The following is a 23,247-nucleotide window of genomic DNA, read 5'->3' as shown; positions in this document are numbered from 1 at the left end:
GTCGATGGCCCAGTGTATAAGCCACCCCTTGATTGCGGCGAGATGCCGGAAGTCCGGCACAGCGCGGGCTCAGCTCGCTGGACGCGCGCTGACCGGGGTGGGTGTCGAGTGCGCCGGCGTGGCGCGTGCGGCTTACTGCAACTTCACCGACAGCGAGGTCGCAGTGAGCTCCCAACTGCGGTCGATCGGGTTGCGCCGCATCCGGTACCAGCCGGTGTAACGCCGCGACTCGCCGTCGGCGACGCTGACCCGCAGCTCGACCGGGATTTCCAACGATTCCGGCATGGCTTCCTTGTCGAGCTGTTTCGGCGTGTCGTTCTCGATCCGCATCGCGGTGAACTGCTTGATCGAGCGCAGGTCGGCTTCTTCGTTGCCGCGCGGCGTGCGTTCGTAGGCCCAATGCTTGTCGGCTTCTTCGCGTTTGCCGCTGCTGAGTTGCTGCAGATACAGATGCAACTTGTTGACCGCTTCGTTCATCGCATCCAGGCGCTGCTGGTTTTGCGCGTCGGCGCGTTTGGCGGCATCGACGCGGGCGCGCGCGGCGGCGTCGTCGGTCGCAGGCATCGTCGCTGTGTCGGCGGCGGGAGCGTCGGCCTCGGCCTGGCGTTGGCAGGAGCAGCCGACGAAGGTCAGCGCTAACAAGGCGGGAATCAGCAAACGCATCGGCGAGGGTCCGGTCGATAAGGAGCGCCGCGCGGCTGAGGCGGCGCAGTGATCCTAACGGTTGCCATCGGCGATGAGTGCGCCGCGCCGACCGGCGGCAGCGCCGGCGGCGCGGACGCGCCGTCGCTGCGTCCGCTTGTGACCGAGTTCCGTTCTGCGCGGGGCCCGGGAGCGGATAGGTGGCTTAGGCTTGGGCGTCGCGCAACTGCTGTTCGAGCCGGCTCTTGAGCGCGTCGTCGATCTTGAGCTGGCGCGCCAGTTCGTCCAGATAAGCGCGTTCCATGTAGCTCTGCTCGTCGGCGGCGAGCAGGCTAGCCAGGTACATCTCCGCGGCGATCTCCGGGGTGGTCGCGGCGCGCGCCACTTCGGCGGGATCGAGCGGTTTTTCCAGTTCGTCGTGCAGCCAGCGGCGCAGCTCCGGGTCGCCGTCGATGCGAGTGAATTCGCCCTCGATGGCTTCGCGTTCGCGCGCATCGATATGGCCGTCGGCCTTCGATGCGGCGACCAGCGCCTGCAGGATGGCCTGGCTGTGTTGCTCGGCCTGCGGCGGAGGCAGGCGGTCGACGGTCTGCGGCTCGGCGGCGCCGGCATCCTGCTGCCGCTTGTATTCGCCATAGGCTTTGTAGGCCAGCACGCCGACCGCGGCGACGCCGCCGTACAGGGCGATCTTGCCGGCGCTCTTGCGCAGCTTGCGGTGGCCGAGCAGCAGGCCGAGTGCGCCGCCGGCGAGCGCGCCCTTGCCGAAGTCGGCGTTGAGCAGGCCGCGTTTCTCTTCCGTTTGCTTGGCTCGTGCGTACTTGTCTTGTGCGTATTTGTCTTGATAGGGCACCGGCGGTTTGCCGCCGCCGAGCAAGCCCTCGAGCCCGCCGGCCCCGCCGAGGCTGCTTTGTGCGGTCTTCAGCAATTGGTCGAGAAAACCCTGTGTCTTCATGCGCGGCGCTCCTGGAATCGAGGTCGTGAATCTCCGACCTGTGGGCGCCGGACCGCCGCTTCAAGACGAAGCGCGGCCTGCGCCGGCGGCGCCGTACATCCGCGGTTGGGTCCTTGCCGAAGCGCCCGGGGGTGCGGGCGCTGCGCCTCAGCTGCGCTGCTGCACGGCCAGGCGCAGGCCCAGGGCGATGAACACGCTGCCGGTCAGGCGTTCTTTCCAGCGCCCGCCGCCGGAGAAGCGCCGGCCGATGCGGCGGCCGAAATGGCCGAAGGCGACGCTCAGCAACACGCTGTGCGACAGGCCGATCAGCGACAACAAGGCGCCGAGCACCAGGAACTGCAGCCAGACCATGCCGCGCTCGGGGTGGACGAACTGCGGCAGGAAGGCGAGGAAAAACAGTGCGACCTTCGGATTGAGCACGCCGGTCATCACCGAGCGCAGATAGACGTCACGCGCCGAGGTCGGCGCCACCTGCGGCACGTCGTCGGCCGCGGCAGGGGCGGGCGAGGGGCTACGCCAGGCCTTGATGCCGAGCCAGATCAGATAGGCGGCGCCGGCATATTTGATTGCCTCGAAGGCCAGCGCCGAAGTCGCGAGCAGCGCCGACAGGCCGAGGCCGGCGGCAAGTGCATGGATCAGGGTGGCGGTTTCGAGCCCGAACGCCGCCTGCACGCCGCGCGAGGTTCCGCCGGCTGCGCTCTGGGCGATGATCCAGGCGGTGCCCGGCCCGGGAATCAGGACCAGCACCGCAGCGGCGGCGAGGTAGGCGGCGAGGGTGGCGAAGTCGAACATGGCGGCGTGCGGTCGCGGCGGGTAGAACGGCAGTCTGCTCCGTGCTGGGGCGCAGGCCAAGCATGGCCGTCGCTGCGCGGCGGGAAGCTGTGTTGCGCGGGTGAGGCTGCGGCGGCCCGCTTGGGTAGGAGCGGCGCAAGCCGCGATCAACCGAAGAAGCCGAATACCACGTAGCCCCCGAAGCGGCAGCCCTCCGGGATCGCCCTTGGGCCCCCGTCTTCGGCCACCGCGCTCGCGTACGACACTTCGGTTGGTCGCGGCTTGCGCCGCTCCTACCCCTGGAGCTCTGGAAGCGGGTCCAGCGGAGCCGGCGCCGCGCGCAGTTTCTCGATCGCGGCGACGAAGGCGTCGGTGCCGGGCCACTGGCTGATCCGGCCGAGCTTCTTGGCGCCGCGGAACACGAAGAACGCCGGAATGCCGTGCAGGCCGAAATGGGTGCCCATGCCCGGGTCTTCGTAGACGTTGTCGTGCATCCAGTCGACGTCGGGCCAGACGAAGCGCTCCGGCGTCAGCAGGATCTGGCCCTTGGCGATATCGCAGTTCGGGCAGTCCTTGCCCCACAGGAATAGGATGCGCAGGCGGCCGTCGTCGGGCAGGGCCTCGGCCAATCCCTTCTCGCGGATCGGCCGCATCGGGAACTGCCAGAAGAAGCGCGGGTGGGAACCGTCGTTCATGCCCGAATCCTACTCCTGCCGGAGCGCCCGCAAGGCGGCCTGTCGCCAAGGCGATGGACGGAGTCGGCGTGCCGTGAAGTGCAGTGGCGCCTGGCCTCTGCAGGCATCGTCTGCGCCGTGACCCGCCGCTCGCTCGACGCGGCGGGTGCTTACTGCGCCACCAGCGCGATGCCGTTCTTGCGGAACGACTGCAACACCGAGTCGTAGATGTCGGAGACGACGTTGTGCTGGCCGTTCTCCGGGTCGTTGATCCAGAAGTGGCCGTCGAGCTGGATGCCCTTGTCGTTGACGCCGGTGACGTACATATGCGGCGGCGGTTGCTGCAGGACGCGGTCCTGCGCCTTCATCGCCTCCAGGAACAGCGTGCGTGCGGCCTGGGTGTCGGTGTCGCCCTTGACCAGCACGCCGCAGACCAGGCGCAGATTGCGGTCGGACCAGGACTGATTGACGATCACGTTGCTGGTCAGGCTGTCGTTCGGCACGATCGCCTCGACCCCGTCGCGGGTGCGGATCATGGTGTAGCGCACGGTCATGCGGGTGACCCGGCCGATGATGTTGTTGGTGGCGATGTTGTCGCCGACCCGCACCGACTGTTCGAACAGCACGATCAGGCCGCTGATGTAGCTGGCCGCGAGCCGTTGCAGGCCGAGCCCGAGGCCGATGCCGAGCGCGCCGCTGAATGCGGCCAGGGCGGTGAGGTTGATGCCGCTGATCGAGAAGATCAGCGCCAGCGCGGCGATCCACATCAGCACGCTGAAGATGCGCGACAGGGCGAGGACGAAGTTCGGCTGCAGGGTGCGGTTGCGCCGCAGCAGGTTGCCGATGGCCTTGTCGCCCCATAGCGCGACGATCACGATCACCACGCCGGCGGTGAGGCCGTCGAGGATGTGGCGGGTGGTCAGGCTGAAGCCGAGGACGCTCCATTGGGTCGAGAAGAATTGGCCGATCAGCGGGTTGCGCGTGCCGAAGATCTGCAGCACCACGTAGATCCACAACAGCAGCGTGACCACGCGCAGCATGAAGCGCAGGGTCGCGGTCGGGCGGAACAGCAGTTCGACGATCGCGCCGAGCAGGCGGATGAGGCACAGCAGCGCGATCAAGGTGCCGCCGAGATCGATCAGCGGGTTATCGAACAGGTCGCCGAACAGGCCGAACAGCGACAGTAAGGTCAGCGACAGCACCGGCGTGGCGAGGTAGTCGAGCAGGGTCAGCCAGGCGAAGCGATGCTTGAGGCGCGGCCGGATCCGGCGGACGATCAGCGCCGACGCGAGCACGCTGCCCACGACCACGAACAGGGTCGCGAGCAGGTCGGTGGGATTGGAGACGACCGTCAAGGCATCGGAGACGATCTTGGTCAGCTCCGGATCGGTTTCCAGCGACGGCGGAGCGGGGGCGGTCGGGGCTGCGGTCATGGGCGCGGGACGCTCAGTCCTTGGGTTCCTTGAGTTTCGGGTCGCGCCGGCACTGGGCGAGCGGCTTGCTCTGCGCCGAGGCGATCCGCAGCACCGTCTTGGTCTTGCGCTCCACCTTGACCTTCATGCAGGCGCAGCCATAGCCGTAGCTGCTGCCGTTGGTGACGACCCAGTCTTTCTCGGCGAACTCGGGCCAGTCGCCGTCGGCCTGGTGGCCGCCTTGCAGCGCCACCGTCCAACTGCCGTCGCGATCCTCGAGCCAGGCATTGGCCGGGGTCGGGTTGATGAACCAGCCGCAGCGGTTCTGCAGGGCCGAGCGCGACGATGCGTTGGTCCCGGCGGCCGCGGCGAGCGCGGGCAGCAAGGCGAGGGCGACGAGCAGGCAGGCCAGCGCCGCGGCATGGCCCGGCGTGCTGCGGCGATCGGACGGCGAGGTCGTGGGCATCGTGGCGCTCCTTGGTTCCGATGGTAACGAGGCGGCACGGCGCTTGTGAGCGCCGCCGCAGCGGAGCGGTCGGGACCGCACCCGCTGCGATTGTCCGGCCTCAGGGCGTGACGTCGGCGGGAAAGGCGCGGCTGAATTCCAGCAGGCGCGCCTGCGGATGCGCGCCCAGCCAGTCGTCGAGTACGCCGCGCAGCCGGGCTGCGTCGGTCGCGGCGATGCCTAGGTGGAACCGCGTGTGTGCGGCGGGTTCTTGCGGGTGTTCATGCGCTTGGTCGCCTTCGGAGCAGGCCTGGCACAGATAACGCACCGTGTGGGTCCAGTCCTCTACCTGGCCCCCGCTCTCGCGCACGCGCTCGACCAGGGCCGCCAAGGTGTCCGGCGCCGCGGTTTCGATCAGCGCCTCGTAGGTGACGTAAGCCGAGGCCTGCCATAGCCCGAGGGCATTGAACACCGGATATTCGTGGCCTTGCACCTTGCGCGTGCCTTGCACCGCGCCGTCGTGCAGGACGATGTCGTGATAGCGATGGCCGCTGTCCGGCAGCGGCACGTTGAGGATGCGCGCGCGCGCCGGGTCGATGCGTGCGCCCCAGACCACTTCGCCGCTGCCGTCGAGATCGATCCGCAACGCCACCGCGCCCAGTTCGGCTTCGATCGGGCCCTCGCCCTCCGGCAGGCCGACGCCGTACTTGCGCCAGGCCTCGCGGGCGCTGCTCCAGTCGCTCAGCGCGGTGGCGGCGATGCCGAGGTTCCAACAGGCGCCGGCATGGTCGCCCTGGCGTTCCAGCGCGGCGCGATTGGCCTGCAGGGACTCGGCCCACTCGCCGCGATACTTGTGCGCCAGGCCGAGGTTGAACCACGGTGCGGCCCAGGTCGGATCGGCCTGGGCCGCGCGTCGGTACCAGTGCAGTTCGCGCTCGCCGCCGCGATGGACGAGTCGTTGCGCGTAGCGGTTGAGGATCTCGGAGCGCTCGCGGTCGCTGCGTTGGTCGCTGTGGCGTTTGGGCATGTTCGCGGTTCGGGACGTCGGACCGCGAACGTTAGCAGCCCGGGCCCCGCTCAGTCCTCCTCGTGCTTGGGCTTGTAGGCCTCCATGAGTTTTTGCTGGACGCTGCCGGGCACCGGCTCGTAATGGCTGAAGTCGAGCGAGTAGCGGCCGCGTCCGGCGGTCACCGACTTGAGCTCGGCGGCATAGCCTTCCAGTTCCGACAAGGGCACCTGCGCGCGCACGACGATCTCGCCGCCGCGCAGGCTGTCGGTGCCGTTGATGCGCGCGCGCTTGCTGGCCAGGCCGCCGCTGATGTCGCCCATGTGCTGCTCGGGCGCGTTGACTTCCAGGTCGACGATCGGTTCCAGCACCTGCGGGCGGGCCTTGGTGATCGCATCGAGGAAGGCCTTCTTGCCGGCGGCGACGAAGGCCACTTCCTTGCTGTCGACGGTGTGGTACTTGCCGTCGTAGACGATCACCCGTACGTCCTGGATCGGGTACCCGGCCAGCGCACCGTCGTGCAGCACCTGGCGCACGCCTTTCTCCACCGCCGGCAGGAACTGGCCGGGGATGGTGCCGCCCTTGACCTCGTCGACGAACTCGAAACCGCCGCCGCGCGGCAACGGCTCCACGCGCAGGAACACCTCGCCGAACTGGCCGGCGCCGCCGGTCTGCTTCTTGTGGCGATGATGGCCCTCGGCCTTGCCGCTGACGGTTTCCCGATAGGCGATGCGCGGCGGCCGGGCCGTGACCTCGACCCCGTACTTGTCCTTGAGCCGGTCGATGTTGATGCGCAGGTGCAGGTCGGACAGGCCGCGGATCACGGTCTCGTTGGTCTCGGCCTCGTGTTCGACCTGGAAGCAGGGGTCTTCCTCGGACAGCTTATGCAGGGCGGTAGCGAGTTTCTGTTCCTGGCCCTTGCTCGCCGCCTCGACCGCGAGGCCGAACATCGGCCGCGGAAAGTTCAGCGGCGCGAGGTGGATCTGGTCTTCGTCGTGGCTGTCGTGCAGGACCGCATCGAAATGCAGGTCCTCGACCTTGGCGACGCCGGCGATGTCGCCGGGGATCGCCTGCTCGACTTCGACGTGTTCCTTGCCCTTGAGCTTGAACAGGTGGCCGACCTTGAACGGTTTCTTGCCGTCGTCGACGAACAACTGGGTGTCTTTGCGCACCGTGCCCTGGTAGACGCGGAACACGCCGAGCTTGCCGACGAAGGGGTCGTTGACGATCTTGAACACGTCGGCGATCACGTGCGCGTCCGGATCGGGCGCGGCGACGATGGGCTGGGCGTCTTCGCCGACGCCTTTGACGAACGGCGGCGGATTGGCTTCGCCGGGGTGCGGGAACAGGCGTTCGGCGACGTCGAGCAGCTCCTTGATGCCGACGCCGCTGCGCGCCGAGCAGAACAGCACCGGCACCAAGTGGCCTTCGCGCAGGCATTGCTCGAAGGCGTCGTGCAGCTCGTCGCCGGACAGGCCGCCTTCGCCGAGGTCGAGATAGTGCTCCATCACCGTTTCGTTGACCTCGACCACCTGGTCGATGATCTTCTGGTGCCAGTCGGCGACCGCGCCGAGGTCGCTGCCGCCCGCGTCGTTGCCGGGCGTGGCGAAACAATCGACGACGGCCTTGCCGCCGTCGGCGGGTAGGTTCAGCGGCAGGCATTCGGGGCCGAAACTTTCGCGGATCGCTTCCAGCACGCCGGCCGGGTCCGCGCCCTCGTGGTCGATCTTGTTGACCACCAGCACGCGGCAGAGCCGGCGCGCCTTGGCGTGCTCCATCATCCGGCGGGTGCCGTATTCGACGCCGCTGTCGGCGTCGACCACCACCACGACGGTCTCGACCGCGGCCAGCGCCGACAGGGTCGGGCCGCGGAAGTCGGGATAGCCGGGGGTGTCGATCAGGTTGACGTGGATGCCTGCGTGATCGGTGCTGGCGATGGCGGCGTCGAGCGAGTGGCCGCGTTGTTTCTCGATCGGGTCGAAATCAGAAACCGTGGTGCCGCGTTCGATGCTGCCTGCCGTCTGGACTGCGCCGCCGGCCTGCAGCAGGGCTTCGAAGAGCGTGGTTTTGCCGGCGCCGGGGTGGCCTGCCAAGGCCACGTTGCGAATGGATTGTGTGCTGTAGGACATGAGCGGACTTCTCCCTGAGGCTAGGGTGGGAAGGCCGTCATGGCTGTCCGCGCTGCGCGCCCGAGCGTGGCGCTCGGCGGGCGGTCATGGCGGGTTACTGCCGGCGGGGGCCGGAACCACAGACTCCCGCAGGCGCGAGGGTGGGTCAAGCCCGACGACGGCCGCGAAGCGCCCACCGCGTCGCGATTGCGCGTGCTGCGCTGCGGAAGGAGTCCGCAGCGCCTGCGTTTTCGTGGCCTGCCGCAATACGGAACTAACATCGCCGCGGTTAGGCTGTGCCTCCCTTACTCGTCGGAGTCGCATCATGGGTATCTCGCGCCACGCCACCGCTCACTGGGAAGGCGATCTGAAAAGCGGCCAGGGCCGCCTGAGCACGCCGCAGAGCGGATTGCTCGCCGACACCCGTTACGGTTTCAACAGCCGCTTCGGCGACGAGAAGGGCACCAACCCCGAAGAGTTGATCGCCGCCGCCCACGCCGGCTGCTTCACCATGGCGTTGTCGGCCAAGTTGACCGAGGCCGGGCATCCGCCGGCCAAGCTCGACACCCGCGCCGAAGTCGATCTGTCGATGGAAGGCGGGCCGACCCTGTCGCAGATCCGCCTCAAGCTCACCGCCGAAGTGCCCGGTATCGACGCCGCCAAGTTCCAGGCCATCGCCGAGGACGCGAAGGCCAATTGCCCGGTGTCGAAGGCCCTGAGCGCGGTGCCGATGAGCCTGGAAGCCAAACTGGTCTGAGCCAAGCTGGTCTGAGCCGGGCGGCCGTTCCCGCATCCGGCGGGAGCGGCGCCGGACCTGCCTCGCCGGGCGGGCGCCGAGTCCGGCGTCTCGCCGCACCGGCGAGGCCGTTCTTTACCGCTCTTCGCACCGATCCTTCTTCCGCGCCGCGGACGAGGGGCGGTCGGTCTTGATCGAACCCGATGCCTGATCCCATGACGCCGCGCGCCTGTATCCGCCATGCCTTGCTGATCCATGGCGCCGGGGCCGGCGGCTGGGAGTGGAACCTGTGGCAGGACGTGCTGCGTTCGCGCGGCCTGGGCACGGTCGCGCCGGATCTGCGGCCGGCGCCCGAAGGCCTGGCCGCGACCACGCTCGATCACTACCGCCGCCAGGTTCGCGCCGAACTGGATGCGTTGCCGCGGCCGCGCGCGGTGATCGGCGCCAGCCTCGGCGGCCTGTTGGCCTGGCTGTGCGCGGACCTGGCCGATGCGGTGGTGCTGATCAACCCCGTGCCGCCGGCGCCGTGGGCGGCGCGATTGCCGGCGCGCGACTGGCCGCAGGTGGTGCCGTGGCGGCGCGATGCGCGCCTGGCCTCGACCCGGCGCGCCATGGACGATGCCGACGAAGCGGCCGCACTGTATGCGTTCCGGCGCTGGCGCGACGAGTCCGGCGCGGTGCTGCGCGAGGCGTATGCCGGTGTCGAGGCGGCTGCAGCTGACGTGCTCGCCGTCGAGGCGCCGGTGCTGTGCATCGCCTCGCAGCGCGACGACGACGTCGCGCCGGAATTGTCGGCGCAGTTCGCAGCGGCGATCGGCGCGACTTTGTTAACGTGGCCGTCGCCGAGCCATGTCGGCCCCTTGCTGGGGCGCGACGCCGCCCGGCTGGCCGCGCAGGCGGCCGACTGGCTGTCGGCGAGGTAAACGACACCGGCCCCATCGCCACGCCCCCGGCTGCATTCAGCCCGGGTTGACCGCTGCGGCCCGACGATCCATCCCGCGCCATGTCGGCGCCTGGAGCTCATGATGAACCGCTTGCTAGTCACCGCCCTGGGCCTGGGTCTGGCCGCCACCACCGGCGTCGCGTCGGCCCAGTCGTATGGCCAGCCGTACGGCTCGTCCTATGGCTCATCGCAGCAGGTCGGCGACTACAACAGCAGCCAGGTCGACTACGCGCGGGTGATCCGCGTCGATCCGGTGTTCGACAACTACACCTCGCAGCCGGTCAACCAGGGCCAGCGCTGCTACGAGCGCCCGACCTACGTCCAGGGCGACTCTTATTACGGCAACGAATACGAGCCGCGTCGCGACGACGGCTACTACGACCAATACGGCAACCAGCGCCGCGCGGTCGGCACCGAAGGCGGCCGCACCGCCGCGACCGTAGTCGGCGGCATCGTCGGCGCGGTGCTCGGCAGCAAGGTCGGCGGCGGCAGCGCGCGCTATGCGACCTCGGCGTTGGGCTCGATGGTCGGCGGCATGGCCGGCCGCAGCATCTACGAACAGAGCAAGCGCAGCCAGGAGCCGCGCACGGGCACGGTACGGGTCTGCGACCCGGTGCCGGCCAGCGGCGGCAACTACTACTCGGGCGGCGAGCGTTCGGTCAGCGCCTACGACGTGACCTACGAATACGCCGGCAAGACCTATCGCACCCGCACCAACCACAACCCCGGCGACCGCATCCGCGTGCGCGTGGACGTGCGCCCCGACTGAGTCGGCATCGGCGCGGCGGAAGGAACGGTGTGCCGCGACCGCGAATGAAACGCCGGGACCGAAAGGTTCCGGCGTTTTCGTTTGTGCGGCGCCGATTTCGTGCGCTCCGATCCGCAAGCTGGCAACGGAACTCGCGACGCGGTATCGCGACCGCAACGCATCGAATGTGCGAAAGTCGGCAGCAACCGCCATCGATCATCGTCGGATGAGCCGCGGTCGGTCGTTGCCGCATCGACCACGGCCGCAATGACAGGCGCGCGGACGGACGCGAAAACTCAAGGAGATCGCCATGCAGGACAGCGTGTTGCTCAAGATCGGTCTGCCGATCGCGATCGCCATCATCATGTGCGGCATCGGCCTGACCCTGCGCGGCGAAGATTTCCAGCGCATCGGGCGCAACCCGCGCCCGGTTATGGTCGGCCTGGTCGGCCATTATCTGTTGCTGCCTTTATTGGGCTTCGCCGTCGCCTGGCTGTTCCCGCATTCGCTCGAATTCGCGGTCGGCTTCGTGCTGGTCGCCGCCTGCCCGAGTGGCAGCAGCTCCAATGCGCTGACGTATCTGGCCCGCGGCAATGTCGCGCTGGCGGTGACGCTGACCGTGATCAGCGCGCTGGTGACCTTCCTCAGCGTGCCGCTGTTGGTGAATCTGGCTCTGCAGTGGTTCGGCGGCGAGACCCGCGAGATCCGCCTGCCGGTCGGCCAGACCGTCATGCACCTGGCGGCCTTGGTGTTGGTGCCGGTGTTGCTCGGCATGGCCTTGCGCCGCTACGCGAGCGGTTTCGCCCTGCGCGTGGAGCCCTGGGTCAGCCGCTTCGCCCTGTTGTTGTTGCTGCTGTTGATCGTCGCCATCAGCGTGACCCAACGCGAACTGTTGCTGCGCACCTTGCCGGAACTCGGCCCGGCCGCGCTGGCGATGTGTTCGGCGGCGATCGGCGGCGGTTTCCTGTTGGCGCGGCTGACCGGGCTGGCGCTGCGCGATGCGATCACGGTCGGCATGGAAGTGGGCGTGCAGAACAGCACCCTGGCGATCGTAATCGCGCTGACCCTGCTGCAGTCGCCGCAGATCGCCGTACCGGCGGCGATCTACGGCTTGCTGATGTACCTGCCGGCGTTCATCGCGGTCGCGCTGGGCCGCCGTGCGGTGGCGCGCCGCGAAAAAGCCGAGGCCGCCGGCGCGGCTTGAGCGTGGCTGCCGGGCCAGCGCGAACGGCCCATCGCCGGCACGCGCCCGGCACTTGCCCGGCGCGCACCCGACACGCGTGGCCTGCGCTCAGCGCCAGTCGATCTGGCCGCGCACCACGTTGCTGACGCGGCCGCCCGACCAGACTTCGCCGTCGCCGTCGACACGCAATTGCAGGCGAGCGTCGAAGCCGACTTCGCGGCCCTGGCTGACGGTGTAGCGGCCATCGCGACCGGGCAGGGCGCCGTTGTGATTGAGCCAGGCGGCGAGGGTGGCGTTGGCCGCGCCCGAGGCGGCGTCCTCGAACTGCGCCGGCGCACCGACGAAGGCGCGCACGACCAGGTCGTAGTCCTGGCCGGCGTCGGCGCGCGCGAATGCGCACAGGCCCATGCTTTCGGTGCTTTCGGCCAGGCGCGCGATTGCGGCCCAGTCCGGGGTCGCCGTGCGCAGGGCAGTCTCGTCGCGCAGTTCGGCCAGCCACCAGCGCCGTCCGCCGTCCACCAAGGCCGGCGGCAGCGCGCCGAGCGGCAACTCGCGCAGGGTTTCGGCCAGGCGCGGATCGCCGGCCGAGGCGGTTTCCAGCACCCGCGCGCGCGGCGTGCGCACGGCGATGGTGCGGGCGTCGCCGTCGCCGTCGACCGACAGCGGCAACAGGCCGACTACGCCTTCCTGGACCAGGTGGCCGTCGACCGGCTCGGCCAGGCCGGCCTCGAGCACCACGCAGGCGGTGCCGACGCTCGGGTGGCCGGCGAACGGCACCTCGCGGCGCGGGCTGAACATGCGGATGCGGTAGCTGGCGCCGGGCTGGGTCGGCGGGAACACGAAGGTGGTTTCGGGCAGGCGCGTCCAGCGGGCGATGGCCTGCATGGCGTCGTCGTCCAGGCCCTCGGCGTCGAGGACCACGGCCAGCGGATTGCCGGCGCCGGGGCGGTCGGCGAACACGTCCAGTTGCAGATAGCGGCGTTGCGTCATTTCGGGTGGGGTTCCGAAGAGTCCGTGCAGGTGGCGGTACACAGGCGGTGAGGGGGCCGGGGCCCGGAATACAGCGTCGGGAGCACGCTCGTGAGCCGGCAGGTTTCGACTAGAATCGTCGCTTCGTGCCCGGGCTCCCGGGCGAGCGCGTGATTCTAGGCGCGACGAGCCTGCAAGTGTGGAATCCCGGGCCGGCCATAGGCGGGTCCCGGGGTGGTTATAGCTGCCCCGGCAATGTGCCGGGCCTTACGACAATGGAACGACAACCGAGGAATACGTGGTGGCGCAAGCGACAGGCTGGGTGGTGCTCAAGTTCGGTGGTACTTCGGTATCCCGCCGCAACCGTTGGGACACGATCGGGCGCTTGGCCTCGAAACGTATGCACGAAGAGGGCCGCCGCGTCCTCGTCGTGGTCTCGGCGCTGTCGGGCGTGACCAACGAATTGCAGGCGATCGCCTACGCGCCGGTGGGCCAGGACGAGGGCTTCGCGGCGCGGTTCGCGACCCTGGTCGAGCGTCATCGTGCGTTCTGCGGCGAGCTCGATCTCGACCCCGACGCGGTGCTCGGCGAGCGCCTGGCGAAATTGATTGCATTGGAAACCGATCCGCGCGCGGCGAGCCGTGCGCTGGATTGGCAGGCCGAGGTGCTGGGCCAGGGCGAGTTGCTGTCCTCGACCATCGGCGATGCCTATCTGCGTTCGCAGGGCCACGACTTCGGCTGGTGCGATGCGCGCGACTGGCTCGATGCGGTGTCGCTGCCGAACGCCAGCGACTGGGCGCAGCGGCTGTCGGTGAACTGCCGCCATCTGGGCGATAGCGGTTTCGGCGAGCGCTTCGACGCGCAGCCCACCGCGATGCTGATCACCCAGGGCTTCATCGCCCGCCACGGCGACGGCGGCACCGCGATCCTCGGCCGCGGCGGCTCGGATACTTCGGCGGCGTACTTCGGCGCGTTGCTGAAAGCGCAGCGAGTCGAGATCTGGACCGACGTGCCGGGCATGTTCAGCGCCAATCCGCGCGAAGTGCCGGATGCGCGCCTGCTGGCGCGCCTGGACTACGCCGAAGCGCAGGAAATCGCCACCACCGGCGCCAAGGTGCTGCACCCGCGTTCGATCGCGCCGTGCCGCGACGCCGGCGTGCCGATGGCGATCCTCGACACCGAGCGTTTCGACCTGCCGGGCACGCGCATCGACGCCAGCGCGGTCACCGTGCCGGGGGTCAAGGCGATCAGCCGCCGCAACGGCATCGTGCTGGTGTCGATGGAAAGCATCGGCATGTGGCAGCAGGTCGGCTTCCTCGCCGACGTGTTCGAGCGCTTCAAGCGCCACGGCCTGTCGATCGACTTGATCGGCTCGTCGGAAACCAACGTCACCGTCTCGCTCGACCCGAGCGAGAACCTGGTCAACAGCAACGTCCTGGAAGCGCTGTCGGCGGATCTGGCCGAGGTGTGCCGGGTCAAGGTGATCGCGCCGTGCGCGGCGATCACCCTGGTCGGGCGCGGCATGCGTTCGCTGCTGCACCGCTTGTCCGACATCTGGGCGGCGTTCGGGCGCGAACGCGTACATTTGATCTCGCAGTCGTCGAACGACCTCAACCTGACCTTCGTCATCGACGAGGCCGACGCCGACGGGCTACTGCCGCATCTGCACCACGAGCTGATCCGCAGCGGCGCCATGCCGGTGCGCGACGACAGCGTGTTCGGGCCGAGCTGGCGCGAGATTGCGCACGGCAAGCCGCAGCGCGCGCCGGCCTGGTGGCAGGGCAAGCGTCCGCGCCTGCTCGCCATGGCCGAGGCCGGCACGCCGCGTTATGTCTACGACCTGGCGACGGTGCGCGAGCGCGCCCGTTCGCTGATCGGCACCGAAGCGGTCGACCGCTGCTTCTATGCGATGAAGGCCAACTCGCACCCGGCGATCCTCAAGACCATAGTCGGCGAAGGCTTCGGCCTGGAATGCGTGTCGCTGGCCGAGATTGAACGGGTGTTCGCCGCGGTGCCGCACATGGCGCCCGAGCGGGTGCTGTTCACCCCGAGCTTCGCCCCGCGCCACGAGTACGAAGCGGCCCTGCAGCGCGGGGTCATCGTCACTCTCGACAACATCGAAGCGCTGAAGCGTTGGCCCGAGGTGTTCCGCGGCCGCACCCTGTGGCTGCGCCTGGACCTCGGCCACGGCGAAGGCCACCACGAGAAGGTCCGCACCGGCGGCGTCGCCGCCAAGTTCGGCCTGCCGCTGTCGCGTTTCGACGCCTTCGTCGAAGAAGCGCGCAAGCTCGGCGTGCGCATCAGCGGCCTGCATGCGCACCTGGGCAGCGGCATCGACGACCCGCAGCACTGGCGCGGCGTCTACGCCAGCCTCGCCGGTCTGGCCGACAGCGTCGGCACGATCGAGACCATCGACATCGGCGGCGGTCTGCCGATCGCCTACACGCCGGAAGCGCCGCAGTTCGACCTGGCGCAATGGCGCGCCGGCCTGGAAGAAATCAAAGCCGCGTATCCGCGCTACGGCCTGATCATCGAGCCGGGCCGTTATCTGGTCGCCGAATGCGGCGTGCTGCTGCTCGGCGTGACCCAGGTGATCGAGAAGGACGGCGTGTTGCGCATCGGCTGCGATGCCGGCATGAACGCGCTGATGCGTCCGGCCATGTACGAGGCCTACCACGGCATCCACAACCTCAGCCGCTTCGACGACACCCAGACCGCCACCTTCGATGTGGTCGGCCCGGTCTGCGAAAGCAGCGACGTGCTCGGCCGTGCGCGCCTGTTGCCGGCCGCGACCGCCGAGGGCGACACCCTCCTGGTCGCCGATGCCGGCGCCTACGGCATGGCCATGGCCAACACCTATAACCTGCGCGCGCTGCCGCTCGAGGAGGTGATCGAGTGATCGTCTCCTCGTCGCTGCGCCTACGCGCGTCCGCACCCAAACCCCTGTTCGGATATCTCCCGGCGCTGTCGCAGGCCCGGCGTGTTTTCCGGTTTATCGCTGCAACCGCGCCCGCCGGAGCCGCCGCATGATCCCGACCCAGAGTTCCTTCAAAGCCGACGTGTTCCGCTTCGTGCGTTGCCAGCTCGACGCCGCCACCGGCGTCGCCGAACTCGTCTACGCCTTCGACGACGGTCCGGAACTGATCGAAACCATCACCGTGCCGGGCGCGCCGTTCGCCCTTGCCGGTGCGCGTGCGACCGCGGTCGAGCGCGCGCTGCGCCTGCTGCACCTGATTGCCGGCGTCAGCTATTACAAGGCCGCGGTGCCCGAGACCATCCGCATCGATTCGTATGCGATCGATGCCGAGACCGCGGCGCTGCTGGAGCTGATCTACGTCAACGGCCTGGGCGAGTTCGCTTATCGCAACGGCTTGAACCTGCACGGCAAGATCCGTTTTCCGGTCGACGCTGCGGCGGCCGATACCAAGGCGGGCCCGTTAGGGTTGAAACCGCACGCCCTGGTCGCGATCGGCGGCGGCAAGGATTCGCTGGTCAGCATCGAAGCGCTGCGCACCCTCGGGGTCGAACAGACCGTGACCTGGATCGGCGGCTCGCAACTGATCGCCGCCTGCGCCCAGCGCACGGAACTGCCGACCCTCAACCTCGGCCGCGCGCTGGCGCCGCAGTTGTTCGAACTCAACCGTCAGGGCGCCTACAACGGCCACATCCCGGTGACGGTGGTGAACTCGGCGATCATGGTCCTGGCCGCGCTGCTGCACGGCGTCGACCAGGTGGTGTTCTCCAACGAGCGCTCCGCCAGCTACGGCAGCCTGATCGAAGGCACCGGCGAGGTGAACCACCAGTGGTCGAAGGGCTGGGCCTGCGAGCAGGCGTTCGGCGACTACGTGCAGCACCAGGTCGCCGCCGACCTGCATTACTACTCGTTGCTGCGCCCACTCAGCGAGCTTGCGGTGGCGCGCCAGTTCGCCCGCACCGATCGCTACGACACCCACTTCAGCAGCTGCAACCGCAACTTCCATATCCTCGGCGAGCGTCCCGCCAGCCGTTGGTGCGGGGTATGTCCGAAGTGCCATTTCGTGTTTCTGGCGCTGGCGCCGTTCATGCCCAAGCCGCGCCTGGTCGGCATCTTCGGCCGCAACCTGCTCGACGACGCGGCCCAGACCGACGGCTTCGACGCGCTGCTGGAATACCGCAACCACAAGCCGTTCGAGTGCGTCGGCGAAGGCCGCGAATCGCGCGCGGCGATGGCGGCGCTGGCCGAGCGTCCGGAATGGCGCGAAGACACCCTGGTCGAACGCTTCGCGCGCGAGATCCGTCCGCAACTCGGCGGCGACGATCTGCGCATCGAACCGTTGCTGGTGCTGGACGACGAACAGCGTCTGCCGCCGGCCCTGTGGGAGCGGCTGCGTGCTCATTTCGCAGCTTGACGGGCAGCGCGTCGCGCTGTGGGGCTGGGGCCGCGAAGGCCGCGCGGCCTATCAGGCGATCCGCTCGCGCCTGCCCGAACTGGCGCTGACCCTGTTCTGTTCGGCCGATGAAGCCGCCGATGCGCGTGGCTTGAACGACGCGCGCCTGGCGGTCGAAACCGCCGCCACCGCCGAACGCCTGAGTGCGTTCGACTGGGTGATCAAGTCGCCCGGCATCAGCCCGTATCGCGCCGAGGCCTTGGCCGCGGCCGAGCAGGGCACCCGCTTCATCGGCGGCACCGCGCTGTGGTTCGGCGAGCACGCCGATGCGCGCACGGTGTGCGTGACCGGCACCAAGGGCAAGAGCACCACCACCTCGCTGCTCGCGCATCTGCTGCGCGCCGGCGGTCATCGCACCGCGCTGGCCGGCAATATCGGCTTGCCCTTACTGGAAGTGCTCGACCCGCCACAGCCGCCGGAATTCTGGGCGATCGAACTGTCGAGCTATCAGACCGGCGACGTCGCCGCGGGCGGCGCCCGCCCCGAGGTCGCGATCGCCCTCAACATTTACCCCGAACATCTCGACTGGCACGGCTCGCAAGCGCGCTACGTCGAAGACAAACTGCGCCTGCTGACCGCGGGCAAGCCGAAGATCGCGGTGTTGAACGCCAACGACGCGGTGCTCGCCTGCCTCGATCTGCCCGACAGCGAAATCCGCTGGTTCGGCCGCGAAGACGGCTGGCATTTGCGCGGCGACGTGCTGTGGCGCGGCGAGCGCGAGGTGCTGGACACCTCGGCTCTGCCGCTGCCCGGACGGCACAACCGCGGCAACCTGTGCGCGGTGCTGACCGCGATCGAAGCGCTCGGCGTCGATGCGGCGCCGCTGGCCGCGCATGCGGCGAGCTTCCGTCCCTTGCCGCACCGCTTGCAGCAGCTCGGCGAGCGCGACGGCCTGGTCTACGTCAACGACTCGATCAGCACCACGCCGCACGCCAGCCTGGCCGCGCTCGACTGCTTCGCCGGGCGCCGCATCGCGATCCTGCTCGGCGGCCACGACCGCGGTATCGACTGGCAGGTGTTCGCCGATGCGATGCGCCGGCAGGCGCCGGTCGCGATCGTGACCATGGGCGAGAACGGCCCGCGCATCCACGAATTGCTGGCCTCGATCGCGGCGCAATCCGACTTCCGCCTGTCCGCGGCCAAGGACCTCGCCGAGGCCATGGCCCAGGCCCAGGCCGCGCTGCGCGAGGGCGGCGGCGAGGGCGGGGTGGTGCTGTTGTCGCCGGGCGCGCCGAGCTACGGTCCCTATCGCGATTACGTCGCACGCGGCCGGCATTTCGCCGAGCTGGCCGGCTTCGACCCAGACTCGATCAGTACCATCGCCGGGCTCGGCATAGCCTGAACCTGCGGCTTCGCGCCCGCCGCGGCGGGCGCGACCGGATTCACGCGCACACCGCGGGCGGACGCGCTAAGGTGCGCGCATTCCCAAGCCACCCGGAGTCCGACCATGCGCCGTCTTGCCGCCGCGATGTCTCTCGTACTGTGCGCTTCGCCCGCATTCGCGGCGATGCAGACCAAGCCCGTGGAGTGGAAAGTCGGCGACGACAGCTACAGCGGCGTGCTGGTCTACGACGACGTCAACAAGATCAAGCGCCCGGGCCTGGTGATGGTGCCGAACTGGATGGGCGTCACCGACGACGCCATCAAGCAGGCCAAGAACATCGCCGGCGACGATTACGTCGTGCTGGTCGCCGACGTCTACGGCAAGAGCGTGCGTCCCAAGGACAAGACCGAAGCCAAGGCCGCGGTCGGCAAGGCCTATGCCGACGGCGGCACCAGCCTGCGCAAGCGCGTCGGCGAAGCGGTCGCCGCGCTCAAGGCGCAGGACAAGAGCGCGCCGCTGGACGCCTCGAAGATCGGCGCCCTGGGTTTCTGTTTCGGTGGCTCGGCCGCCCTGGAACTGGCGCGAACCGGCGCCAACCTCGCCGGCGTGGTGAGCTTCCACGGCGGCCTCAAATCGCATTTGCCGAGCAACGGCGTCAAGGTCAACACCCCGCTGCTGGTGCTCAACGGCGCCGCCGACAAATCGGTGCCGCAGGAAGACATCGTCGCCTTCGAGAAGGAAATGAACGAAGCCGGCGCCGACTGGCAGTTCGTCAATTACAGCGGCGCAGTCCATTGCTTCTCGCAGATCGAGGACGCCGACAATCCGGTGGGCGACAATTGCCGCTACGACGAACGCGCCGCCAAGCGCTCGTTCGCGGCGATGCGGGCGTTTTTCGCTGAGCGATTCGGCGCGCACTGAGGTTGTAACCGGCCGCAGGCCCTCCGGGTCTCCAACTGTTCTTGTAAGCTCGCGGCTGCGCCAAGCTCTTCACGGCAACAGCAAGGGCACGCGCTTGCTCTTAGGGTAGGAGCGGCGCAAGCCGCGACCGCGAATCCCGGTCGACGAAAATCTTTCGAAGCCAGTTCGGTTTAAGGCCTTAGCCCTGCCTCTGGCTATGGCTGTGCGCCGCCTCGCACTCGCGAAGGCAACAGAAGACCCGAAGGGCGGCGCGCAGGGATGCGCGCCGTTTTTCATCGGGACAAGGATTTCCCGTATGTAGAGCCCTGCGTCGGCACCGAACGTGCGGGCCGGATTCAAAGAAAAGCAACTTCTTTGGTTAGCTTTGACCGAAGGGAATCCAGATGGACTTTTGTTGCTTTAGACAAAAGAAAGTAACCCGCCGCTTTAGTGGCGGAAGCTCTTAGCGTTTGATCTAGGTTTTGATCCTGTTTGATGGATACGCCGTAAGCAGGTAGCAACGATGTCGCGACTTGCGTCGCTCCTACCCTGGGCTACGGCCGACATCGACGCGATTGAGAGGACGCGGTTGCGGCTCGTGACCGAAGGAAATCCAACAGGACGCCGCGCCTACAGGGGAGGGGCGCCTCCCCAACCAAAATTACCGCGACTCAGTGATCGCGGCTGACCGCGTACCGCGCCAAACCGCGCAGGGCGGCGGTGTAGTCGTTCTCTTCCAGCGCATCCAATGCCGCTTCGGCCGCGGCGGCATAGTCGCAGGCGCGCTTACGGCTGTAGTCGAGGCCGCCGGTGGCGTGGATCGCCGCCAGCACTTCCGGCATCGCTTCGGTGTCGCCGTGCTCGACCGCGGCGCGCAGGCGCGCGCGGGTGGTGTCGTCGCTGTGGGCGATGGCGTGGATCAGCGGCAGGGTGGCCTTGCCTTCGGCGAGGTCGTCGCCGAGGTTCTTGCCCAGGGTCTGCGCATCGGAGGCGTAGTCGAGCACGTCGTCGGCGATCTGGAAGGCATAGCCCAGGGCCATGCCGTAGTCGTGCATGCGTTGCTGCACTTCGGCGTCCGAGCCGGCCAGCACCGCGCCCAGGCGGGTGGCGGCGGCGAACAACACCGCGGTCTTGCGCTCGATCACGCGCAGGTAGGCGGTCTCGTCGGTGTCGGGGTTGCGCACGTGCAGCAGCTGCAGCACTTCGCCTTCGGCGATCTGGTTGGTGGTGTCGGCGAGGATCTTCATCACCTCCAGGCGGTCGAGCTCGACCATCAACTGGAAGCTGCGCGAATACAGGAAATCGCCGACCAGCACGCTGGCGGCGTTGCCCCACACCGCATTGGCGGTCTTGCGCCCGCGGCGCAGGTCGGACTCGTCGACCACGTCGTCGTGCAGCAGGGTGGCGGTGTGGATGAATTCGACCACCGCGGCGAGCTGGTGCGCGTCCGGGCCGCGATGATTCAGGGCGCCGGCGGCGAGCAGCAACAGCATCGGCCGCAGCCGCTTGCCGCCTGCGCCGACGATGTATTCGGCGACCTGGTTGATCAATACCACGTCGGAAGACAGGCGTCGGCGGATCAGCGCATCGACGGCTGCCATGTCGTCACGGGCCAGGGATTGGATGGTCGCCAGATCGGCGACGGACATGGTCGTGGCGCTGGGAGGCATGGGACGGCCGAGTGGTTGGAAACGCGATTATAGAGTGTGAGCGCCGTCGAGCTTAAGCCTGCGTCGCAGGCCGCGAAGTCCCGGCGATCTGGGGCCGTGGCCCGGCGGGCCTTGCCGAATGCCGGGCGTGGCCGGCAGGACCTGGATTCGCCGCGGCCGCGGCGCCGGGGCGAGGCGCCTGGGTGCGCTGCGAGGCTCGCCATTTCGATCGCCGTGGCATTGGATGCCGCGGCGGACCGGGCCTGGCGGGACCGCTTAAGTGCCTGATGGGGCGGGGATCGCGGGGCGAGCGCAGCAGGCCTTGCCGCCGCTTGGCCCCGGGTTACCGGTAGGCGGCATGGCGATGCCCGGGCGCCTGCATTCCTGCGCAGCGCGATCCTCGGCGCGGCCGGCTCAGCGATGAGCCCCTCAGGTCGAACTTCGTTCATCGGGCCCGCCGGCCTGGCCGCCGCCTCGCGGGCCGATGGTGCCGGCGCGCCTGCGACAACCGGACTCAGTACCGGAGCGACCGGATCGGGCCTTGAGCCCGCCGAATGCGCCGATCGCGAACGTGACGGCGGCCACACTGTCGATATTGGCTCCCTGGTTCGGGCCCGTCGCGCAGGCCATTTCTAGGGTCAGCCCTAATGGAACCGGGCCGGGAGCGAGGACTAGGCTGCGTGCATTCGTGGCGAGCCCTCGGGGGCTCGCCTCCCCCGCGTCGGAGAACGATCATGGCCATCGATGGCGTCAAGACCACGCAAGTCCTCGACCGCGACTTCGGTGTGTTCGATACCGCCAGGCAGGGCGACCCGAGCAAGGCCGACGGCAAGATCAGCCAGGAAGACCTGCAGGCGGTCGCCGACAACGTCGACAACAAGTTCACGCCCGAGCAGCAGCAGGCGGCGAAGGACGTGCTCGGCAGCCTGGCCGTGCGCAGTTTCCTCGACGTCGGCGCCGGCAAGGGCGAAGTCGACGGCACCATCGGCCGCGGCGACGTGACCGGCGCGATGGAGTCGATCAAGAACGGCAACTACACCAGCGAATTGCTCGATACCGCGGCCGGCCGCGGGCGCTCGGACGGGTTCGCGAGCAAGGACGACGTCATCGCCGCGCTCAACGACCCGGGCGTGCCGCAGCAGGTCAAGGACACGCTGCAATTGGCGCGTACCGGCGACCCCGGCGAGCTCAACGATCTGATCAAGGGCCTGAAGGAAGACGGCTACAAGGCCGGCAGCGAGCTGTACAACTCCGCCGAGTTCAAGGCCTTGTCGCCCGAAGACAAGAAGCTGGCGGCCGAGGTCTTCCGCGATGCCAAGGGCGATGCCGGGACCACCAACGACCTGCTCAAGCAGATCAAGGACCCTTCGTTCCAGGCGCTGACCGCGCCGCAGAAGAGCGCCAAGCTCGAAGAATTCGCCTTGACCCATTCGGCCGAATTCAAGGCCTTGCCGGCCGCCGACCAGAAGAACATCACCGACGCCCTGGCCGGCCGCAAGTCCACCGACACCGCCTTGCCGAAGGCCTTGCACGACCTGATCGAAGACAAGAAATTCTCCGAACTCTCGGCCGGCGACAAGACCGCGGTATTGAGCCAGGCCAAGAACTATCCGGACTCGCGCTCGGTCTCGAACATGGAGCGGACCCTGCAGAAAGAGTGGTTCCAGGACCAGGACGCCGGCGACAAGCAACGTTCCTTGAAGCTGGTCGCGCACCTGTCGCAGCACGACAGCGGCGATCGCGCGATCATCGACAACACCTTGAACCGTTTCCTGTCGCCCGACTCGGACTACGAGTTGGAGTGGGAAGCCATCCCCGACGAAGGCGGCAACACCACTTACGGCTATGCCGACGACGAGACCCTGACCTTGAACGCCAACAAGGTGCCGGCCGACAACAACCGGGTCAGCGGCGGCGACGCCGAAGCGGTGATCGAGAACACCACCGCGCACGAGGTCAGCCACCTGGTGAACGGCGACGAGACCAACCAGACCTTCGACTACCTCAACGAGGAATACCGCGCCTGGTACGTCGGCTACATGGCCGAGAACGGCAAGCCGCCGAGCAACGAAGAGGCGGCGGACCGTTGGGAATATTTCCTTAACCCGAGCGGCGGCTATGCCGACTATGCTCACGGCATCCAGAGAGACTGGTGGTGGGACACCGACGGCGCGCTCGACAAGCCGGAGGAAGCCGCCAAGATCTTCGATACCCTGAGCCAGCTCACCGGCCTCAAGGTCGATGCGAGCAACTATCAGTCCGTCCTGAGCGATACCAGCAAATGGAAGACCAATCCGTCCGATCCAGCCGCCTCGGTTCCGCCCGGAGACCGGGACAACTGAGTCTGTCCGGTGGCAT

At 68.4% G+C, this 23,247-nt stretch carries 19 protein-coding genes; 9 read left to right on the top strand and 10 right to left on the bottom strand.

The genetic code is table 11. From position 1 onward, the window contains the following. Positions 1 to 132 precede the first annotated feature (132 nt). From GLA29479_RS02760 to fusA, 8 genes are all read right to left on the bottom strand, one after another. A complete protein-coding gene (locus tag GLA29479_RS02760) occupies positions 133 to 663 on the bottom strand; it encodes a hypothetical protein (protein WP_057970710.1) in 531 nt (176 codons plus the stop codon). A gap of 184 nt (positions 664 to 847) precedes the next feature. Further along, positions 848 to 1,594 (bottom strand): tellurite resistance TerB family protein, encoded by a 747-nt coding sequence (locus GLA29479_RS02755; protein ID WP_057970709.1) that lies wholly within the window; start codon positions 1,592 to 1,594, stop codon positions 848 to 850. A gap of 147 nt (positions 1,595 to 1,741) precedes the next feature. Then, positions 1,742 to 2,386, bottom strand: a complete 645-nt coding sequence (locus GLA29479_RS02750; RefSeq protein WP_057970708.1) for a LysE family translocator — start codon at positions 2,384 to 2,386, stop codon at positions 1,742 to 1,744. 272 nt (positions 2,387 to 2,658) lie between these two features. Continuing rightward, positions 2,659 to 3,060 (bottom strand): thioredoxin domain-containing protein, encoded by a 402-nt coding sequence (locus tag GLA29479_RS02745; protein ID WP_057970707.1) that lies wholly within the window; start codon positions 3,058 to 3,060, stop codon positions 2,659 to 2,661. A 149-nt stretch (positions 3,061 to 3,209) separates the two neighbouring features. Continuing rightward, positions 3,210 to 4,472: a mechanosensitive ion channel family protein gene (locus GLA29479_RS02740; RefSeq protein WP_057970706.1), complete on the bottom strand. Its 1,263-nt coding sequence runs from the start codon at positions 4,470 to 4,472 to the stop codon at positions 3,210 to 3,212. Positions 4,473 to 4,485: 13 nt separating this feature from the next. Continuing rightward, entirely contained in the window at positions 4,486 to 4,917 is a 432-nt protein-coding gene (locus GLA29479_RS02735) for a DUF4087 domain-containing protein (protein WP_082638238.1), read from the bottom strand. Positions 4,918 to 5,017: 100 nt separating this feature from the next. Further along, positions 5,018 to 5,923: a hypothetical protein gene (locus GLA29479_RS02730; RefSeq protein ID WP_057970705.1), complete on the bottom strand. Its 906-nt coding sequence runs from the start codon at positions 5,921 to 5,923 to the stop codon at positions 5,018 to 5,020. Positions 5,924 to 5,973: 50 nt separating this feature from the next. After that, complete coding sequence (fusA, locus tag GLA29479_RS02725; RefSeq protein ID WP_057917300.1) at positions 5,974 to 8,031, bottom strand: elongation factor G; 2,058 nt, start codon at positions 8,029 to 8,031, stop codon at positions 5,974 to 5,976. Positions 8,032 to 8,335: 304 nt separating this feature from the next. Between fusA and GLA29479_RS02720 the strand changes: the two genes are divergently transcribed. From GLA29479_RS02720 to GLA29479_RS02705, 4 genes are all read left to right on the top strand, one after another. Further along, complete coding sequence (locus tag GLA29479_RS02720; protein WP_057917301.1) at positions 8,336 to 8,767, top strand: OsmC family protein; 432 nt, start codon at positions 8,336 to 8,338, stop codon at positions 8,765 to 8,767. A 182-nt stretch (positions 8,768 to 8,949) separates the two neighbouring features. Then, positions 8,950 to 9,669, top strand: coding sequence for an alpha/beta fold hydrolase (locus GLA29479_RS02715; protein WP_082638237.1), 720 nt, complete (start codon positions 8,950 to 8,952; stop codon positions 9,667 to 9,669). 102 nt (positions 9,670 to 9,771) lie between these two features. Next, positions 9,772 to 10,458, top strand: a complete 687-nt coding sequence (locus tag GLA29479_RS02710; protein ID WP_057917303.1) for a glycine zipper 2TM domain-containing protein — start codon at positions 9,772 to 9,774, stop codon at positions 10,456 to 10,458. Between the two features lie 289 nt (positions 10,459 to 10,747). After that, positions 10,748 to 11,641 carry a bile acid:sodium symporter family protein gene (locus GLA29479_RS02705; protein WP_057917304.1) on the top strand — a complete coding sequence of 298 codons (894 nt, stop codon included), beginning with the start codon at positions 10,748 to 10,750 and terminating at the stop codon, positions 11,639 to 11,641. A gap of 87 nt (positions 11,642 to 11,728) precedes the next feature. Here the strand turns inward: GLA29479_RS02705 and GLA29479_RS02700 are convergent, their stop codons facing one another. Then, positions 11,729 to 12,610, bottom strand: coding sequence for a PhzF family phenazine biosynthesis protein (locus GLA29479_RS02700; RefSeq protein WP_057970703.1), 882 nt, complete (start codon positions 12,608 to 12,610; stop codon positions 11,729 to 11,731). Positions 12,611 to 12,887: 277 nt separating this feature from the next. Between GLA29479_RS02700 and GLA29479_RS02695 the strand changes: the two genes are divergently transcribed. The 4 genes from GLA29479_RS02695 to GLA29479_RS02680 all read left to right on the top strand — a co-directional run bounded on the left by GLA29479_RS02695 (position 12,888) and on the right by GLA29479_RS02680 (position 19,261). Then, positions 12,888 to 15,488: a bifunctional aspartate kinase/diaminopimelate decarboxylase gene (locus GLA29479_RS02695; RefSeq protein ID WP_057970702.1), complete on the top strand. Its 2,601-nt coding sequence runs from the start codon at positions 12,888 to 12,890 to the stop codon at positions 15,486 to 15,488. 127 nt (positions 15,489 to 15,615) lie between these two features. Next, on the top strand, positions 15,616 to 16,977 hold the full coding sequence (murL, locus tag GLA29479_RS02690; protein ID WP_057970701.1) for a UDP-N-acetyl-alpha-D-muramoyl-L-alanyl-L-glutamate epimerase: 1,362 nt from the start codon (positions 15,616 to 15,618) through the stop codon (positions 16,975 to 16,977). Then, positions 16,958 to 18,358: a UDP-N-acetylmuramoyl-L-alanine--D-glutamate ligase gene (murD, locus tag GLA29479_RS02685; RefSeq protein WP_057970700.1), complete on the top strand. Its 1,401-nt coding sequence runs from the start codon at positions 16,958 to 16,960 to the stop codon at positions 18,356 to 18,358. The genes murL and murD overlap by 20 nt, the downstream gene beginning before the upstream one ends. Positions 18,359 to 18,463: 105 nt before the next feature. Beyond that, complete coding sequence (locus tag GLA29479_RS02680; RefSeq protein ID WP_057970699.1) at positions 18,464 to 19,261, top strand: dienelactone hydrolase family protein; 798 nt, start codon at positions 18,464 to 18,466, stop codon at positions 19,259 to 19,261. A gap of 650 nt (positions 19,262 to 19,911) precedes the next feature. Here GLA29479_RS02680 and GLA29479_RS02675 read toward each other — a convergent pair. Next, on the bottom strand, positions 19,912 to 20,910 hold the full coding sequence (locus GLA29479_RS02675; protein ID WP_057917310.1) for a polyprenyl synthetase family protein: 999 nt from the start codon (positions 20,908 to 20,910) through the stop codon (positions 19,912 to 19,914). 713 nt (positions 20,911 to 21,623) lie between these two features. Between GLA29479_RS02675 and GLA29479_RS02670 the strand changes: the two genes are divergently transcribed. Further along, positions 21,624 to 23,231, top strand: a complete 1,608-nt coding sequence (locus GLA29479_RS02670; protein WP_057970698.1) for a hypothetical protein — start codon at positions 21,624 to 21,626, stop codon at positions 23,229 to 23,231. Positions 23,232 to 23,247: the final 16 nt, after the last annotated feature.

It is taken from the genome of Lysobacter antibioticus, assembly GCF_001442535.1.
Lineage (GTDB): Bacteria > Pseudomonadota > Gammaproteobacteria > Xanthomonadales > Xanthomonadaceae > Lysobacter > Lysobacter antibioticus.
This window is presented reverse-complemented; position numbering and strand designations above follow the sequence as displayed.